This is a genomic window from Ochrobactrum sp. AN78, from assembly GCF_029909885.1.
GTDB classification, from domain to species: Bacteria; Pseudomonadota; Alphaproteobacteria; order Rhizobiales; family Rhizobiaceae; genus Brucella; species Brucella quorumnocens.
Map to the genome: position 1 here is coordinate 164,808 of NZ_JASAMU010000006.1, position 15,811 is coordinate 180,618.

Here is a 15,811-nt window from a genome sequence, read left to right on the forward strand (position 1 = left end):
TTGCTGCAGCTCAGAAATTGATTCAAGCAGCTCGAAAATTGTTTCCGAATAATGGCGTAACTTTCTGAAATCTAAAGGCAAAGCGCATGAAACCGAAAATCTTCATCGACGGCGAACACGGCACAACTGGTCTGCAAATTCGCAGTCGCCTTGCCGAGCGCGACGATCTTGAAGTGATTTCCATTCCAGAAGCCGAGCGTCGCAACAAGGATTTGCGTGCCGACTATCTGCGTTCTGCCGATATTGCGATCTTGTGCCTGCCGGATGACGCTTCCAAGGAGGCTGTTTCGCTGCTCGAAGGTCACAACTCGACCCGGATAATCGATACGTCGACTGCTCATCGAGTGCACTCAGAGTGGGCCTACGGCTTTGCGGAGCTCGCCAAAGGCCAGCGTGAGCGGATTGCTGAAGCACGCCTTGTTGCTAATCCCGGCTGCTATCCGACCGGCGCTATCGCCCTCGTTCGCCCCTTGCGCGATGCCGGGTTGTTGGCGGCTGATTATCCAATCAGCGTCAACGCGGTTTCCGGCTATACAGGCGGCGGCAAACAGATGATCGCGCAGATGGAAGATAAGAACCATCCGGAGCATCTAGCGGCCAACAACTTCCTCTATGGCCTGCCGCTGCGTCACAAGCATGTGGCTGAACTGCAATTGCATGGTCGTCTGGATCGCCGCCCACTCTTCAGCCCAAGCGTCGGCCGTTTCCCTCAAGGCATGATCGTTCAGGTTCCTCTCTTTGTGACCGAACTTGAAGGCTCGCCGTCGCTTAATGATATCCATAAGGTTTTGACCGAACATTATGCTGGGCAGAATATCGTTGAGGTTGTTTCGCTGGAGGAAAGCAGTCAACTGCCGCGCGTCGATGCTGAAGAGCTTGCTGGCAAGGATGGCATGAAGCTTTTCGTGTTTGGAACGGAAGGCGACAATCAGGTCAATCTCGTAGCGCTGCTCGACAATCTCGGCAAGGGCGCATCGGGTGCCGCTGTTCAGAATATGAATCTGATGCTCGGCAAAGCCTGATGACGGAAAGGCCGATATTCCCCGCCGAATGGAATGTCGGTTCTTATGTGCCGCTCGCGGACACACATTCAAGTCTGGTCTGGAAAGTCGAACGCAATGACTTTCCAGACGAAGTTTTTGTTGTCAAGCAGCTCAAGCCCGCTGGGATGGAGGAACTGCGAGGCACACATTATCTTTCATGGCGTGACGGTCATGGGGCTGCAAAGCTCTATGATCTCAAGGAAACATCGATGTTGCTCGAATATGCGGGCGGCTACCACCTCGATGAGCAACTCAAAAGTGGCAAAGACGAAGAATGTCTCGCTATTTTCGGGCAAGTGCTGACTGCATTGCATCAGCCTTCCGCCTCACCTGTTCCAGATGATTTGCAACCACTTAACAAGCATTTTTCCGGCCTCTTTGCAGTCGCAAGCCACAAACCAATTTATGCGGAGGCTACGGAACTTGCAAAGCGCCTTTTGGAAATGCCGCGTGAAGCAATTCCGCTGCACGGCGATATTCATCATGAGAATGTCATGCGAGGACCTCGCGGCTGGCTTGTGATCGATCCCCACGGGCTGATGGGGGATGCGGCATTTGATGCCGCCAACATCTTCTACAATCCGCTGGATCGCGATGATCTGTGCCTCAATCTCGAACGCGCTCAGCGCATGGCAGAGCATTTCGCGCCGATCCTCAGATGCGATCCTGCCTATGTCCTCGATTTCGCATTTTCCTATGGCTGTCTCTCAGCCGCTTGGCATCGCGAAGACCGCAATGATGCCGATGAAGCGCGGGAGCTGAAGATAGCTTCCGCGCTAAGGCATCTGCGTCAGACTGCTTATTCTTTGTAAGCGCCTTTTGTTGCGCGCCAGTGTGCAACGGCGAAAGCCAGCACCATCAACGCCACGAACTGGTGCGTCAGGCCGAGATCAAGAGGAACACTCATCAAAAGTGTGGCAATGCCTATCGCTGCCTGTACGAGTATCAGGCCGAGCAACACGATTGTACGGCGGGCATGGGTGGTTGCTGCCGCATTTTTCCAAACCTGCACGGCGTGAATGACCGCTAGAACCAGAACTGTGTAGGCGAACATGCGGTGTACGAACTGCACGGTCTTTGGATTTTCAAACAAATTGCGCCACCAAGGCGACTGGATGAACAAATCTGACGGGATGATCGCGCCATCCATCAGCGGCCAGGTATTGTACGTAAGACCTGCATGGAGCCCGGCGACAAGACCGCCAAGATAGATCTGCACCAGCACAGCAAAGACCAACCAGCCTGCGAAACGCTGGATAGACCGTTCCGCCGGGCGCTCGGTATAAGTGACGAGCCCTCGCGCGATATAGAACACGGCCGTTATGATGACGCAGGCCGTCGTCAAATGGATGGCAAGACGATACTGGCTGACGCTGGTAAGCTCGCTCAGTCCCGATGCAACCATCCACCAGCCAATAGCGCCCTGAAAGCCGCCGAGTGCCAGAAGGCCAAGCATCCGGTATTTAAGGCCGCTGTTCAGACGTCCGGTCAGCCAGAAGAAGGCGAGTGGAATTGCAACCAGAAAGCCGACAAATCGCGCAAGCATGCGATGCGCCCACTCCCACCAGAAGATGGACTGGAACGCTTCGAGTGACATGCCCTTATTGATCTGCTGATATTGCGGAATCTGGCGATACTTATCGAATTCTTCCAGCCATTCGGCATGATTGAGCGGCGGAATGACGCCGTGGATCGGTTTCCATTCAGTAATCGACAAACCAGAGCCAGTCATGCGCGTTGCACCACCGACCATGACGATTGCGATCAGAACGACAAAAACTGCATAGAGCCAATAGCGGATCAGCCGACGATTTTTATCCTCGCCGGATCTCACTGCGCTCTGCCCTTCATGTCGAACGGATACTGCCGCCATGCCATTTTATCCCTGACTGTTCATCTGCCCGATACATGCCGCATAGGAGAAGCGGTTACAAGCCAAGTTCACGCGACATGCCGACGCGTTTTCACTTCCTTTGCGTGTTCTCACAAGCTAGTGAAGAGCAGGATAGAGGAGAAAGACATGCCCGTTCGGCTGAAAAAACTCATAGGCACATTTCTGCTGGTTGCTCTTGTGATCGTCTATGCAGTTTTTGCGACAATTATAGCTGTGGCCCAGCTTGGTAATTCACCTGCATGGGTGCATCTCCTTTATTTCTTCTTCACCGGTATTCTCTGGGTGTTGCCTGCTATGGGTATCATCTGGTGGATGGCTCAGCCTCCTCGCCCAAAACGTCGTTGAGTGATTTGCGGGGGCAACCGAAACGTGACTGATGAAGCCCAAGCCAATCTAACGCCACGCCTCATTGTTGATTACGCGCAACTGCGTGCTTTTTGGTCAAAGCCGGGCGCATTGCACGGCAACGCACAAACTTTCGACTGGATCGACTGCTGGCGCAGGCATGTCAATTCGGACACTCTGGTTGCTGGTCTGTTTGCTGACAATACGCCGGTTATGTTGCTGCCACTTGAGACTGTCAGCGTAAACGGCACACGCGTGTTGCGTTATCCAGGCGGAAGCCATGCAAACTGTAACTTCCCCTGGCTTGGCGGTTCGGTCGAACACGCATCCGTCGGCCAGCTCGTGTCAACCATTCGGATCGCTAGGCCAGATATCGATGTGCTTTCGCTAACGCGGCAACTGCCCATTCTATCCGGCCAAGATAACCCTTTGTTGCAGCTGAAAAGTATTGAGAACCCCAATCCTGTGCTTGCCGCGTCTCTGATCAGCGGATTTGATGCAGTCCTTGAGCGAAGCAACGCCAAGCGAAAACTCAAAAAACATCGTCAGCATGGCCGTCGATATGAAGAGGCTGGCGGGTGGCGAATTTATGCCCCCCAGTCCCGTGAAGAAACGAACGAGATACTCAATGCTTTCTTTGCTCTCAAAGCACATAGATTCCGGCAAATGGGGATCGACGATCCTTTTGCCGATGCCCATATTCAAACGTTCTTCAAAGAGCTTTACGGAAACGCGACTGGGAGCCTGCACGCAGCATACGAACTGCAAGTCCTTGAAGTCGGCGGCAAAATCCGCTCGCTGATCGGCAAAACCCGTTCGAAACTCGGTCCGACTGTCGAATTCAGCGCGATAGCCGATGACGAGTTAATGACTGCCAGCCCTGGGGAGTTTCTGTTCTATGAAGACATCAAGAGAAGCTGTGACGCTGGCCTGACCATCTATAGCTTTGGGATCGGCGACGAGCCCTATAAGCGAGAATGGTGCGATATTGAATCGAGCATCTTCGACACCATTATCCCTCTAACGGCCAAAGGCAAAGCCTTCACCGCACTGCAATCAGTCCGTAACAAAGTCGTCGCGACAGTTAAAGGCAATCCCCACTTGTGGCAGTTCGCAAAAGCGCTACGCAGCAAACTGGCGAAACGCTAAGATTTCACGATAAGCGCTTCTCAATTTGATTCAGACGAGAGCGCTATCTCGTTGATCGTGAATCGAAATCAGGCGGTAGGTTGTGACGCATCAGGGTTAGCACCTGTCGCCTGCTGATTGTCCATCAGAATGATGACGTCTTCATAGCCGCCCTGATCCATATCAAGCGCTGCCATGACGACACTATTGTCGTCGGGATCGACAATATTCATGATCACGACAGCCGGACCGTCGGCAATACGGCGTATCTGCCGCGATGTGGAAGGGCCGCATTCGACCACCACGAAATCATAAACCGTTTCCAGCGCATCCAGGATATACGGCAGGCGATCAGCCGAACGCATCGCGTTCTCAGGCGCTACCTTGCCTAGCGGCATCACATGCGCCTGAGAATAGTGGTCCGTATGAATGACATCGTTGAAGCGCCGCTCACCGGCCAGAAGCTCTGTAATACCGGCTCGGTTACTGCCATCGAGCATAACTAGCCCCAGCGTACCGTAGGCTGTCATATCGATCAGAATAGCGCGTTTGCCCCGATCCGCCAGCTCCCGCAGAAGACGCACAGTCGCAGCGGATGCACTATCGCCTTCCGGAGATATCGCGATGACCCGCTTTAAACTGCCTTCAATCAGGCCGTTAGCCACCGTCTTCACACCATTTGGATTTTCTGGTGCATCTTCCGCAGAGGCAATTTTTGAACCTGACATGAAAGGCGACGCCCAGCGCCGCACAGGGCGGCTATCGGCAGTTTTGAACTCGCTTGCGGAAGGCGGCGTGAAAGCCATGTCTGGTGCCGCTTCAATCACTGGCATTTCAATTTCTTCCACCGCTGCAATACGGCGCCCATCCACTGTGACAAAGGCCCGTCCACTGAACAATTCACGCAGCAAGACGAAAATTGATAGGAGCAACAGTCCAGCAACAAAGGTCGCGCTGACAACCGGCAAGGTCTTTGGATAATATGGCAATCCCGGCGCATCGGCGCGAGAGAAAATCCGCGCATCGGCGGGGACATAATTGCGATCCGTGCGCGAGGTAGCTTCGCGATAACGCGTCAGATAGGTCTCAAGAAGCTGACGCTGCGCAGCCGCTTCACGCTCGAGCGCCCGCAGTTCGACTTCCTGCTCACCAGCCTGGGCGGCCTGTGCCTTGACACGATTTAACTCACGATTGAGTTCATCCTCGCGCAGTCTCGCAGCACTGACCTCATTGTTGAGGCTCGTCAAAAGCTTGCGCCCTTCCCCATTGATCTGTCGGTCGAGATCGGCGAGTTGCGAGCGCAACGATTTGATGCGCGGATGGCCTTCAAGCAACGTTACTGAAAGATCAGCGATTTGCGAATTGAGCTGAATGCGACGTTCGGAAAGGCGCTGCATCATACCGGATGCTACAACATCAGGCAGAGTATCAACCGGGACACCGGCTGCAAGCGCTCTGCGAATGCTTTCCGCTTTTGCTTCCGAGGTCGCGCGGCTTGAACGCAGTCGCGTCAATTCCGTCGAGACTTCGGATAGCTGCTGGGTGGCAATGGTGCTGTTTGTCTGTCCCGTCAGAAGGCCATTTGCTCCGCGATAGTCCGCAACTTTCTTTTCTGAATCCCGCACTTTGCCGCGCAGATCCTCGATTTCTGGTGCAAGCCAGCCGGTTGCATCATCGTTAGACTGGAGTTTTGCAGCGCCTTGCAGCGCGATATAGGCGTCAGCCACTGCGTTTGCGATATCCGCTGCTTCCTGCGGATTTGAAGACGTATATTGGACGACGATCACACGCGAACCGCTGACGTTGAAAACCTGCAAGTTCTGGCGCAACCTTTGCAGTACACGCTCTTCAGGTGCCAGACTGGTCGGATTGTTGCGCATACCAAGAAGAATCAAGATACGCGTCCAAGGCCTTACATTTGTTGAGGTAAATGCCTCGTTGTCGGTGAGCTTGAGCTTATCTGAGACTTGTTTCAGAAGATCGCCCGAAGTCAGCACTTCGACCTGGCTTTTCACCCCTTCCGGGTCCATCAATGGCCGTTCAGTTGTGGCTTCACCATTTGGACGTGTGAAAACGGATTCACGGGATTCGATCAGAATGCGGGTCTCAGCGCGATAATCGGGCGTCAGAAGGAGACATATGATCCAGGCAAGCACTGCCATAATGAGTGCGCCGCTGACAATCAAAAGCCAATTGCGGCGCAAGCTCGAAAAGAGCGCACCAATATCAATATCTGCGTCTTTCGACAGCCTATCGACTTCAGACATTCTCATACTCCGCCCGATTTTCCGCCCAATACTCTGGATGTGCGGTTCCCGAGCCATCACCTCGCCCACTCAAAACGTGTCGAAGGCCAATTTTGCAAGAAAATGTAAACGAACAAGGTAACCAGAGGGTTAAACTGTCTATTTGTTCGGTTTCACTGGAAAGAGAGAAAGTTTTTCCGGAAGCGTATCACTTCTTTACCAGCCATTAACCTTAATCAATCGATAACGTCATGTATCAGCATTTGGATATCTCCTATCCGAATCTGCAAATGCGGCAATGCTTTTCGGAAGAGACCGAGGCGACAATGACGATGCAGAAAACTCATAAAAAGCGCACGAGCCGGTTGGTTCTTGTTGCGCTTGGCCTTGCGGCGATGACGCTTTCCGCATGCTCCAGCTATCGCCCTGCCCCACAGGCGTTTCATGCCGCGTTAAACGAACCCTATTTGCTCAATGCAGGTGACCGTGTGCGCGTTACCGTGTTTGAGCAGGCAAGCCTCACCAATAATTATAGCGTCGATCAGTCGGGCTATATCGCATTCCCGCTTATTGGCAGCGTTCCGGCAAGTGGAAAGACGGTAAAGCAGCTAGAAGGCACAATTGCCTCAAAACTGCGTGGCGGCTACCTGCGCGATCCTGACGTCAGCGTTGAGGTCGACCGTTATCGTCCGATCTTCATCATGGGTGAAGTGGGCGGTGCGGGCCAATATTCTTACGTGCCAGGTATGACTGTGCAAAAGGCAATCGCCGCAGCTGGAGGGTTTACTCCACGCGCCAATCAGGAAAGTGTCGATATTACACGCACGATCAATGGAGACGTGATGACAGGGCGCGTCCTGATCTCTGATCCGATCCTACCGGGCGACACCGTCTATGTGCGCGAACGTCTATTCTGATGACGATAAATGTCTGATGAAAAGCACAACACGCCCTTACGAATCGTCCATTGTTTTCGCGAACCTACGGGTGGCTTGTTCCGCCATGTCCGCGATCTCATCAGCATTCAGGCTTCAAACGGGCACCAAGTTGGCATTCTCTGCGATGCGACAACCGGTGGCGTGCGCGAAGATGAATTACTGGAAGAATTACGGCCCAAGCTTGCATTGGGCATCCATCGTATCGCCATGCAAAGACATATCGGCATTGGCGATATCAAAGCTGCATACAAAGCCTATCGCATTATCAAGAAATTGCAGCCGGACATCTTGCACGGACATGGCGCCAAAGGTGGCGTTTATGCACGTCTGTTCGGCTCAGCTCTACGGGTTTTTAAGTCTCGCGTAGCCCGTATCTACTCACCGCATGGCGGTAGCCTGCATTTTGACAGAAAGACGCGTCGTGGTGGCGCGGTCTTTCTGGTCGAAAGGTTGCTGGCTCCGCTCACCGACGCTGTTCTGTTCGTTTCAAACTTCGAGAAGCGGACATATGAAGAGAAGGTTGGCAGGCCATACGACCTTCATGCGGTTATTTATAACGGCTTGTCTGATGAAGAGTTTGTTCATACAACAACCGCAACTGACGCCACTGATTTCCTTTTCATAGGAACGATGCGTGAATTAAAGGGGCCCGATCTGTTGATCCGCGCCCTTGCTTCTCTTCGTGACAAATCCCGGAAGCGTTTTACCGCCACTATGGTCGGCGATGGCGCGGAGAAGTCCGATTTTCTCACGCTCGCAAATGAGCTCGGCATGGCTGACCAAATCCGCTTTTTGCCCGGCATGGCTGCGCGAGAAGCGTTTCCGCTTGGCAAAAGCATCGTGATTCCATCACGCGCGGAAGCATTTCCTTACATCGTGCTGGAGGCATTGGCTGCTGGAAAAGCTGTCATTGCGAGCAGTGTTGGCGGCATTCCGGAAATCTTCGGCCCCAACTCACCGGCTCTTGTTGAGCCCAACATCGAGCTGCTCGCAGCCAAGCTGCTCGTAGTTGCCAGCGCTGAGGCTGATTTCGTAAAATCGATGCCCGACAGAACACGCCTGCGTGAGCGGTTCAGCCTTCAGGCAATGGCACATTCTATAGAATTGGTTTACCGTGAAGCACGTTCCTGAAAATCTTGCACCAGCTAGGACCATTTGATCAGCAAATCCTTAGGATTTGCAGTTAAATATAGTCCGGCACGTTGATTAGCAGGGGTAATATTGTGCGGGATAATGATGTGTCTTCTCCAATCGATCCTGAGGCAAGTAATGCCAAAGGCACGAGTGGTTCCAAACCGAGCGAACAGAACGGGTTGAACGCAATGGCGCGCCAGATGGCCGCGCAATATGAGCGTAACACCCTGTCGCCAACCATGCTCAGCGGTGTGATACGGCTCGTTGAATTCGGCATCGTCCTCACGACTGGCATTCTGAGCTTTGCCTATTATGTCAGTTTCAACACCTCGCTCCTGATCTACTATCTGCTCATCATGCTCGCGGGCGGTGGCCTTTACGTTCTGATGATGGAAATAAACAACGGCTATCAGATCAATATTCTGCGCAGCCCCAGCCGCCACCTGAAACGCGTAATCATCAGCTGGGCAACTGTGCTGGGAGCCGTTGCCGTAGCAGGTTTTCTCTTCAAGGTTTCATCGGATTTTTCGCGCGCCTGGTTTCTGATCTGGGCTTTGAGCGGAATGATCGTACTCATCATCTGCCGCCTCTTTGTCTCATGGAGAATCCGTCGTTGGGCACGGAATGGTATTATGGAGAGGCGCGCTGTCATCGTCGGCGGTGGACCCAATGCCGAAGCCCTGATCCGCACACTTGAACAGCAGCCGGATAACGACATTCGCATCTGCGGCATCTTCGATGACCGTGATGACAAGCGTTCGCCGCCCATCGTGGCAGGCTACCCCAAACTCGGAAACGTAAAGGAGCTGATCGAATTTGCGCGTATTGCGCATATCGACATGCTGATCGTTTCGCTCCCTATCAGTGCCGAAGAACGCATTCTGATGATCCTTAACAAGCTGTGGGTGCTGCCGGTCGATATCCGTCTGTCGGCACTTAACAACCACCTGCGTTTCCGCCCCCGCGCCTATTCCTATATCGGCAGCGTGCCGATGCTCGACATCTTCGACAAGCCAATCAACGACTGGGACTCAGTTGCCAAGCGTATTTTCGACATTGTGTTCAGTCTGCTTGGCATCGTCTTTCTTTCGCCCATCATGCTGGCAACCGCGATTGCCATTAAGCTCGACAGCAAAGGCCCGGTAATCTTCAAGCAAAAGCGGCATGGCTTTAACAACGAAGTCATCAATGTTTGGAAGTTCCGCTCGATGTATGCGGAACAGAGCGACCCGACTGCACGCAACGCCGTCACAAAAAACGATCCCCGCGTGACCCGCGTCGGGCGCTTTATCCGCAAGACATCCATCGACGAACTGCCGCAGTTCTTCAATTCGCTGACAGGTTCACTGTCGCTTGTAGGCCCTCGCCCCCATGCGGTGGCCGCGCACTCTCACAACGTGCTCTATAATGAAGTCGTTGATGGCTATTTCGCACGTCACCGCGTCAAGCCGGGCGTAACCGGCTGGGCGCAGATCAATGGCTGGCGCGGCGAAATCGACAATGAAGACAAGATCACCATGCGCACAGAATATGACCTGTTTTACATTGAAAACTGGTCGCTCTGGTTTGATCTCAAAATCCTGTTTCTGACCCCCGTCAGACTTCTCAACACGGAAAACGCTTATTGAGAACAGTCGCCAACGGTACCAGCAGTGTTTCGACACCTTACCGCGTTTTACCTGCAACAGAGGTTGCAGGTAAGCGCGCTTTAAACAGGCTCATCGCTAACTTTGCTATTGGACTTGGTGTTTTTCTACTTGGGTTCGTGATGAGCGAACCCGCTCCATACGAACTTTATATGGTCGCGCTCATAGCAATCGCCATGCTTTTTGGGATGCGGTTGACACGAACCAGCCTGGTGTTGCTCGCTTTGCTAACCGTGTTCAACTTCGGCGGCATGATTTCCGTCATGCAAATGGCTGACACTAAGGATGCGCCATTATATATCGCTGTTTCGCTGTTCCTTGCCTTTACGGCTGTCTTTTATGCCGCAATCATCGAAGCAGACTATCGTCGCCTGAAAACGATATTCAATGCCTATCTTCTCGTCGGTATCCTATCGTCGCTGCTCGGCATTGCGGGTTATCTAAGCCTGTTTCCTGGCGCCGATGCCTTTACCCGTTATGGCCGTGCAATGGGTGGCTTTAAAGATCCGAATGTTTACGGGCCGTTTTTGGTGCTTCCCTTCACATGGAGCCTTTACCGCATCATGAAAGGCAATGGCCGAGATTTGCTCGTCTATATGCCGTTGTGCTGTGTACTGACACTCGGCATACTGGTTTCCTTCTCACGTGCTGCTTGGGCCATGGCGCCGCTCTCGTTCCTTTGTCTTTTTGCAGTGCTGCTGCTTCAGAGCCAGAGCAACAGGTTTCGCCTGCGCTTGATCACAATCGGCTTGCTTGCGGTCCTTGTCATTGCACTGGCTATTCTACTACTCCTGCAAATTCCCGACGTTAGAGCGCTCTTTTTAGAGCGCGCGCGCCTTGAACAAAGTTACGACAGTGCGCGTCTGGGCCGGTTTGCCCGGCACTGGCTCGGCATGGTGCTTGCGACCGAACATCCACTGGGAATCGGACCATTGGAATTTGGTCCCATGTTCGGCGAAGACACCCATAATATCTGGCTGAAAGCAGTGCTTGATTATGGCTGGATCGGTTTCATCGCCTTCATGACTTTAACCTTCCTGACACTGGCCATCGGTTTCAAACTAATGTTCAGAAATCGACCATGGCAACCATTTCTGCTTTGCGCTTATGCGACCTATCTTGGTCATGTACTCATCGGCAATGTGATTGACACTGATCACTGGCGGCATTTTTATCTGCTTTTTGGCCTCGTATGGGGGTGTGCTGGGTTGGAGTATAAACACTACCGCAAAGCCGCTTCACACAATCAATTCCAAGGAAATCTGCTTTGCAATTCGTGATTTATGCCGCCGCAGCTATATTCGAAATAGCCGGATGCTTCTCGTTTTGGGCGTGGCTTAAACTGGATAAATCCCCCCTCTGGCTTGTTCCAGGTTTGGTTTGTCTCGCCCTTTTCGCCTATCTGTTGACACTGATTGAAAGCGATGCTGCGGGACGTGCCTATGCAGCCTATGGCGGGATTTATATTATTGCATCGATCGTATGGATATGGGCTGCAGAAGGCATGCGCCCAGATCGCTGGGACGTTATAGGCGCGACCGTAGCCTTTGTTGGCGCGTGCATTATTCTTTTCGTTCCACGCACTTAGTTCACATCCTGAAAAATGTGAAACGCTTCAGCTGATCTTACTGAACTCAATATAAAAATCGCGGATACCCGAGGCAAGAAACTGTACGGCCACACAGGTCAGCAAAAAGCCCATGATCTTTGTCACCGCCTGCATACCGTGTTCCCCGAGCACCTTCTCGATGAGCGATGCGGAGGACAGTGCAAGATAGGCGACACAGATCGTTATAGCGACTCCCAAAATAACAACCACATGGCCCACAACGGTATGCTCAGATGGTATCTGCGACGCAAAGCTCATAACAACCGCTATAGAACCCGGCCCTGCCAGGCTAGGCATTGCCAGTGGCGAGAAAGAGTAATCCAGTTCAGCCTTTTTGATATCGGCAGGTTCTGCATCCACTTCGGACGAAGAATCCTCACCAGAGAAAATCATCCGCAAGGCCAGGATCATGATAATCAGCCCGCCAGCCACACGAATACCGGGCATGGAGATACTAAACAACGAAATGATCCCATTTCCGAGCAGCAGAAAAGCCGTTAGGATCGAAAAGGCATATATGCAGGCTTTTCTTGCCTGAACGCGTTTGTTTTCCGCACTCATGCGTTTGGTCAGCGACATATATAACGGGATTGTCGTCAAAGGATTCATAATAGGCAAAAGACCGATCACAACGATCGACACATATTTTGCAAAATCAACAATCAAACTCATCCCAACAGCCTCAAACATCAAGCATCTCTGATAACAATAGCGCAGAAAAACTTGAAAGAACGCACTTTAATACCGGCAGATAACCTATTCGCTCACCAATTAAAATTTGGGAAGTCGATCAAGTGCCTAATCAATTTTGGCTATCATAACGCACATTAAATTATACCAAAAGGTCAAATTATTACACCGGGTAACTTTGCTATATAAAATAAACACCGCATTCACTCCGTATCATCAAAATTATTGTGAGCGAACAAGTGTGATTGTTAAAACAAAAAATGCTCATTAGATTAAACCATACTATAACGATAAAAATTCTATATTCATACTTCATCAATAATCTAGATTAGTTATTTTACTAAACTTTATTAAATGAGGAGATCACGCCTTACCCCCGTACGTGATCTTTGCGAGTAGCACATAAGGTTAAGATTGCCCCGGCCCTCAGCCGGGGTATTTTTTTGACCGCAGAACTACAAATTTCTCTGGACGCATAAACTCCCACTGGATCCACGGCATGTAAAATTGGATAGTTCATTTCTAAACTGCCAACCTTGCACATCATGCAGAAATAAATAGCGAATAACTACTTATGCAGCTTTGCGCCTTTAACCAGTTTGTCGACGATTTTCTTTTCTGCCCGAATGGCGATACCGACAACATTTGCAGATTCAGGTGCAAACTTTGAAAATACATCTCTATTCGCAACGTCATGCCCTGTGGAAAACATCTCTTCAATATAGAGAGAAGTTGTGATCCCTCTTTCCAGTGACTTTACGTGTATTTTGTGCATTTGAGCCGCATCGGCAGACATCACGACTACTGGCTGAATGGACAAAGCATTGTAAGTGTTGCCGGCCCCATCCTGATAAGGCTCGCCGATGATATCCGGGTGTTGACTGACAATCCCGCTAGCGAGAAAAGCGGTGACATTCAGCTCCTGCCAAGGTGCCAAATCATCACGCAAAACAATTGTGAACTTTGTATCGAACATGCAAAATGATCCCATTATATTCGTGCTAAGCGGATAATAGGGAACGCAATATTTTGAGTATTGAACGTTTGTGCAAATCTGAGCGAATTCTGCATGCTCCAACAAAACGGGGCATTGATCGCATTGATGCGAGATTCCATGGCGTTGGATTTAGCCCTCATCGTCATGATACTTATGCGCTCGGAATAACCTTAGCCGGTGTACAGACATTTCGTTATCGTGGAGCCTCCCGCGTTAGCGTTCCTGGGAATACGATTGTCATTCACCCCGACGAACTTCATGACGGTGCCGCCGGTTCTGAAAACATGCTGCATTACAGGATGTTCTATTTTCCGCCGGAACTATTGCTGGAAGCGTCAAGTCGCACGCACATCTTACCTTTTGTCAAAGAACCAATATTGTCTGACAAATCGCTGCATCAATTGCTGGTGGAGGTTCTTATAGATCTCAGCAACGAACCCGATGAACTGCTACTCGACGACGTTATAATGCGCTTGCAGTCCAATCTATGGAAGCATGCAGATAGAGAAATTACGCATCCAAAATTTATTGCGCGTGATGCGATCTTGAATATTCGTGAATATCTTAAGGAGAATATCGAAAGCACAGTATCATCTGTCGATCTTGAGAACATTTCCGGTCTCGACCGATATACATTGTCACGCCATTTCAGAGCACTTCATGGAACGAGCCCACATCGCTATCTAATTATGCGCAGGCTTGAAAAAGGTCGGCGCATGCTATCCGGCAGCAATATAAGTCTGGCTGAAACTGCACTAGCCTGTGGTTTCTCAGATCAGAGTCATTTCACGCGGCATTTCAAATCAGCCTTTGGAATGACACCCGGCCGCTGGTTACGGTTTACGCAACGACCGTAACTACCCATCGTGCAGTTCCAAGCTAATTGCAGCGACGGAAAGACTGAAAAATGTATGTGACTGCAGGTTGAACCGAAAGTGGTTCACCAGCATCGTCAATGCATTGTTCTCATTGGGGAAAAATGGTCGGAGCGGCGGGATTCGAACCCACGACCCCTTGACCCCCAGTCAAGTGCGCTACCGGGCTGCGCTACGCTCCGAGCCGGAGAAAGCCCTAGAATATAACGACTTGTGGTGCAAGGTCTATTTTCTGAATTTGTGAAAATGGAGACGCCTGCACCACAAAGCTGTAAGAACTACGTGTTACGGATTTGGTAGGTTTCCGGGACGTAACGGTAGCCCTCGCCAGCACGCTGCAGATAAGCAAGCGAGGGAAATGGCATGTGATAGCCAATAAATGGCAAGCGATCCGTAGCCAGCATATCGAAGATTCGCTTTCTCGTCTCGGCAGCCATTTCCTTGTCTATATCGAACGAAACGTGCCAGTCGGGACGCTGCAAGGTGATAACCGAATGATTAGCTGTGTCTGAAATCAGCATAAGCGACTTGCCATCCGATTCCACTCGGAATGCCAGATGCCCTGGTGTGTGACCAAAGGCGCCTATGGCATGGATACCCGAAACCACTTCGTTGCCATCATCAATGAAGATGGTCTTTTCTGCGAACGGCTTCACGTTCTTTTCGACCATTTGTGCGACGGTCTTTGCAGGGCTTTCAAGGCGGGCTGGATCGGTCCAAAAGTCAAACTCTTTCTGTCCTGCGGCATAGCGTGCATTTGCAAAGACGGGCTTACCCTCTTCCATCAAGCCGCCGATGTGATCGGGATGGAAATGACTCAGAACAACCAGAGAAATGTCATCCGCCTTGTAGCCGGAAGCCTCCAGTGCACTGATCAGTTTGCCCTGCCCGGCTTCACGAGCTCCTGCTCCCATACCCGTATCAAACAGAACGAGCTCTTTGCCGGTATTGATAAGAACAGGCGTGAAGCTGTTCACAAAACGGTCGGCAGGAAGTAGGTTTTCTTCCAGCAAGGCCGCAACATCTTTTGGATCCTGATTGATCGCATATGTCTTCTCTGGCGCTTCACCCGCCCGACGTCCATCAGAAAGAGTCGTGATTTCGAAGTCACCAAACTGAAACCGATGAAAGCCGGGATTTTCCGCCTTCGACACAGGTGTTTGCGCTGAGGCTTGCGAAGCTTCAAATGGTGACAAAGCTACTCCACCACCCGCAGCAGAAGCTGCAACAATAAAATTTCGCCGGGAAATAGCCATTGATCAGTCT

The 15,811-nt window shown here is 51.4% G+C and carries 15 protein-coding genes and 1 tRNA gene; 10 read left to right on the plus strand and 6 right to left on the minus strand.

Annotated features, from left to right (window positions below):
* The first annotated feature begins 86 nt into the window (after positions 1 to 86).
* Positions 87 to 1,022, plus strand: coding sequence for an N-acetyl-gamma-glutamyl-phosphate reductase (gene argC, locus QBD00_RS13305; RefSeq protein ID WP_318579738.1), 936 nt, complete (start codon positions 87 to 89; stop codon positions 1,020 to 1,022).
* On the plus strand, positions 1,022 to 1,855 hold the full coding sequence (locus tag QBD00_RS13310) for an aminoglycoside phosphotransferase family protein (RefSeq protein WP_318579739.1): 834 nt from the start codon (positions 1,022 to 1,024) through the stop codon (positions 1,853 to 1,855). The genes argC and QBD00_RS13310 overlap by 1 nt, the downstream gene beginning before the upstream one ends.
* Here the strand turns inward: QBD00_RS13310 and QBD00_RS13315 are convergent.
* The gene (locus tag QBD00_RS13315) at positions 1,843 to 2,916 is read right to left on the minus strand and encodes a COX15/CtaA family protein (RefSeq protein WP_318579740.1); all 1,074 of its coding nucleotides are present in this window, start codon (positions 2,914 to 2,916) and stop codon (positions 1,843 to 1,845) included. The genes QBD00_RS13310 and QBD00_RS13315 overlap by 13 nt on opposite strands.
* A 147-nt stretch (positions 2,917 to 3,063) precedes the next feature.
* On the opposite strand from QBD00_RS13315, the gene QBD00_RS13320 reads away from it, so the two are divergent.
* The gene (locus tag QBD00_RS13320) at positions 3,064 to 3,282 is read left to right on the plus strand and encodes a DUF2842 domain-containing protein (RefSeq protein ID WP_024897446.1); all 219 of its coding nucleotides are present in this window, start codon (positions 3,064 to 3,066) and stop codon (positions 3,280 to 3,282) included.
* 213 nt (positions 3,283 to 3,495) lie between these two features.
* Positions 3,496 to 4,431 (plus strand): GNAT family N-acetyltransferase, encoded by a 936-nt coding sequence (locus QBD00_RS13325; protein ID WP_318579741.1) that lies wholly within the window; start codon positions 3,496 to 3,498, stop codon positions 4,429 to 4,431.
* 68 nt (positions 4,432 to 4,499) lie between these two features.
* On the opposite strand, the gene QBD00_RS13330 is transcribed toward QBD00_RS13325, so the two are convergent.
* Positions 4,500 to 6,677, minus strand: a complete 2,178-nt coding sequence (locus tag QBD00_RS13330; protein WP_318579742.1) for an exopolysaccharide transport family protein — start codon at positions 6,675 to 6,677, stop codon at positions 4,500 to 4,502.
* Positions 6,678 to 6,988: 311 nt separating this feature from the next.
* On the opposite strand from QBD00_RS13330, the gene QBD00_RS13335 reads away from it, so the two are divergent.
* The 5 genes from QBD00_RS13335 (at position 6,989) to QBD00_RS13355 (ending at position 11,962) form a co-directional block, all read left to right on the plus strand.
* Positions 6,989 to 7,573 (plus strand): polysaccharide biosynthesis/export family protein, encoded by a 585-nt coding sequence (locus QBD00_RS13335; RefSeq protein WP_208636310.1) that lies wholly within the window; start codon positions 6,989 to 6,991, stop codon positions 7,571 to 7,573.
* A 9-nt stretch (positions 7,574 to 7,582) separates the two neighbouring features.
* Entirely contained in the window at positions 7,583 to 8,725 is a 1,143-nt protein-coding gene (locus tag QBD00_RS13340; protein WP_318579743.1) for a glycosyltransferase, read from the plus strand.
* A 107-nt stretch (positions 8,726 to 8,832) separates the two neighbouring features.
* Positions 8,833 to 10,356 carry an undecaprenyl-phosphate glucose phosphotransferase gene (locus tag QBD00_RS13345; RefSeq protein WP_404900930.1) on the plus strand — a complete coding sequence of 508 codons (1,524 nt, stop codon included), beginning with the start codon at positions 8,833 to 8,835 and terminating at the stop codon, positions 10,354 to 10,356.
* Positions 10,353 to 11,654, plus strand: coding sequence for an O-antigen ligase family protein (locus QBD00_RS13350; RefSeq protein ID WP_318579744.1), 1,302 nt, complete (start codon positions 10,353 to 10,355; stop codon positions 11,652 to 11,654). The genes QBD00_RS13345 and QBD00_RS13350 overlap by 4 nt, the downstream gene beginning before the upstream one ends.
* Positions 11,642 to 11,962 (plus strand): YnfA family protein, encoded by a 321-nt coding sequence (locus tag QBD00_RS13355; RefSeq protein ID WP_151095549.1) that lies wholly within the window; start codon positions 11,642 to 11,644, stop codon positions 11,960 to 11,962. The genes QBD00_RS13350 and QBD00_RS13355 overlap by 13 nt, the downstream gene beginning before the upstream one ends.
* A 27-nt stretch (positions 11,963 to 11,989) precedes the next feature.
* Here QBD00_RS13355 and QBD00_RS13360 read toward each other — a convergent pair whose 3' ends face one another.
* Together QBD00_RS13360 and QBD00_RS13365 are read right to left on the minus strand one after the other, a co-directional pair.
* Positions 11,990 to 12,673 carry a MarC family NAAT transporter gene (locus tag QBD00_RS13360; RefSeq protein ID WP_235902020.1) on the minus strand — a complete coding sequence of 228 codons (684 nt, stop codon included), beginning with the start codon at positions 12,671 to 12,673 and terminating at the stop codon, positions 11,990 to 11,992.
* Between the two features lie 568 nt (positions 12,674 to 13,241).
* Positions 13,242 to 13,649, minus strand: coding sequence for a DUF2000 family protein (locus QBD00_RS13365; RefSeq protein WP_095446405.1), 408 nt, complete (start codon positions 13,647 to 13,649; stop codon positions 13,242 to 13,244).
* Positions 13,650 to 13,702: 53 nt separating this feature from the next.
* Between QBD00_RS13365 and QBD00_RS13370 the strand changes: the two genes are divergently transcribed.
* Positions 13,703 to 14,527, plus strand: coding sequence for an AraC family transcriptional regulator (locus QBD00_RS13370; protein ID WP_264232442.1), 825 nt, complete (start codon positions 13,703 to 13,705; stop codon positions 14,525 to 14,527).
* A gap of 123 nt (positions 14,528 to 14,650) precedes the next feature.
* On the opposite strand, the gene QBD00_RS13375 is transcribed toward QBD00_RS13370, so the two are convergent.
* Positions 14,651 to 14,727: transfer RNA gene (locus tag QBD00_RS13375), tRNA-Pro, on the minus strand.
* 96 nt (positions 14,728 to 14,823) lie between these two features.
* Positions 14,824 to 15,801, minus strand: coding sequence for an MBL fold metallo-hydrolase (locus QBD00_RS13380; RefSeq protein WP_151095554.1), 978 nt, complete (start codon positions 15,799 to 15,801; stop codon positions 14,824 to 14,826).
* Positions 15,802 to 15,811 lie beyond the last annotated feature (10 nt).

Excerpts from the sequence above, each read along its gene's own strand:
- argC (WP_318579738.1), top strand. The coding sequence starts at position 87 with ATGAAACCGAAAATCTTCATCGACGGCGAACACGGCACAACTGGTCTG.
- QBD00_RS13310 (WP_318579739.1), top strand. The coding sequence starts at position 1,022 with ATGACGGAAAGGCCGATATTCCCCGCCGAATGGAATGTCGGTTCTTAT.
- QBD00_RS13315 (WP_318579740.1), bottom strand. The coding sequence starts at position 2,916 with ATGGCGGCAGTATCCGTTCGACATGAAGGGCAGAGCGCAGTGAGATCC.
- QBD00_RS13320 (WP_024897446.1), top strand. The coding sequence starts at position 3,064 with ATGCCCGTTCGGCTGAAAAAACTCATAGGCACATTTCTGCTGGTTGCT.
- QBD00_RS13325 (WP_318579741.1), top strand. The coding sequence starts at position 3,496 with ATGTTGCTGCCACTTGAGACTGTCAGCGTAAACGGCACACGCGTGTTG.
- QBD00_RS13330 (WP_318579742.1), bottom strand. The coding sequence starts at position 6,677 with ATGTCTGAAGTCGATAGGCTGTCGAAAGACGCAGATATTGATATTGGT.
- QBD00_RS13335 (WP_208636310.1), top strand. The coding sequence starts at position 6,989 with ATGCAGAAAACTCATAAAAAGCGCACGAGCCGGTTGGTTCTTGTTGCG.
- QBD00_RS13340 (WP_318579743.1), top strand. The coding sequence starts at position 7,583 with ATGTCTGATGAAAAGCACAACACGCCCTTACGAATCGTCCATTGTTTT.
- QBD00_RS13360 (WP_235902020.1), bottom strand. The coding sequence starts at position 12,673 with ATGTTTGAGGCTGTTGGGATGAGTTTGATTGTTGATTTTGCAAAATAT.
- QBD00_RS13365 (WP_095446405.1), bottom strand. The coding sequence starts at position 13,649 with ATGTTCGATACAAAGTTCACAATTGTTTTGCGTGATGATTTGGCACCT.
- QBD00_RS13380 (WP_151095554.1), bottom strand. The coding sequence starts at position 15,801 with ATGGCTATTTCCCGGCGAAATTTTATTGTTGCAGCTTCTGCTGCGGGT.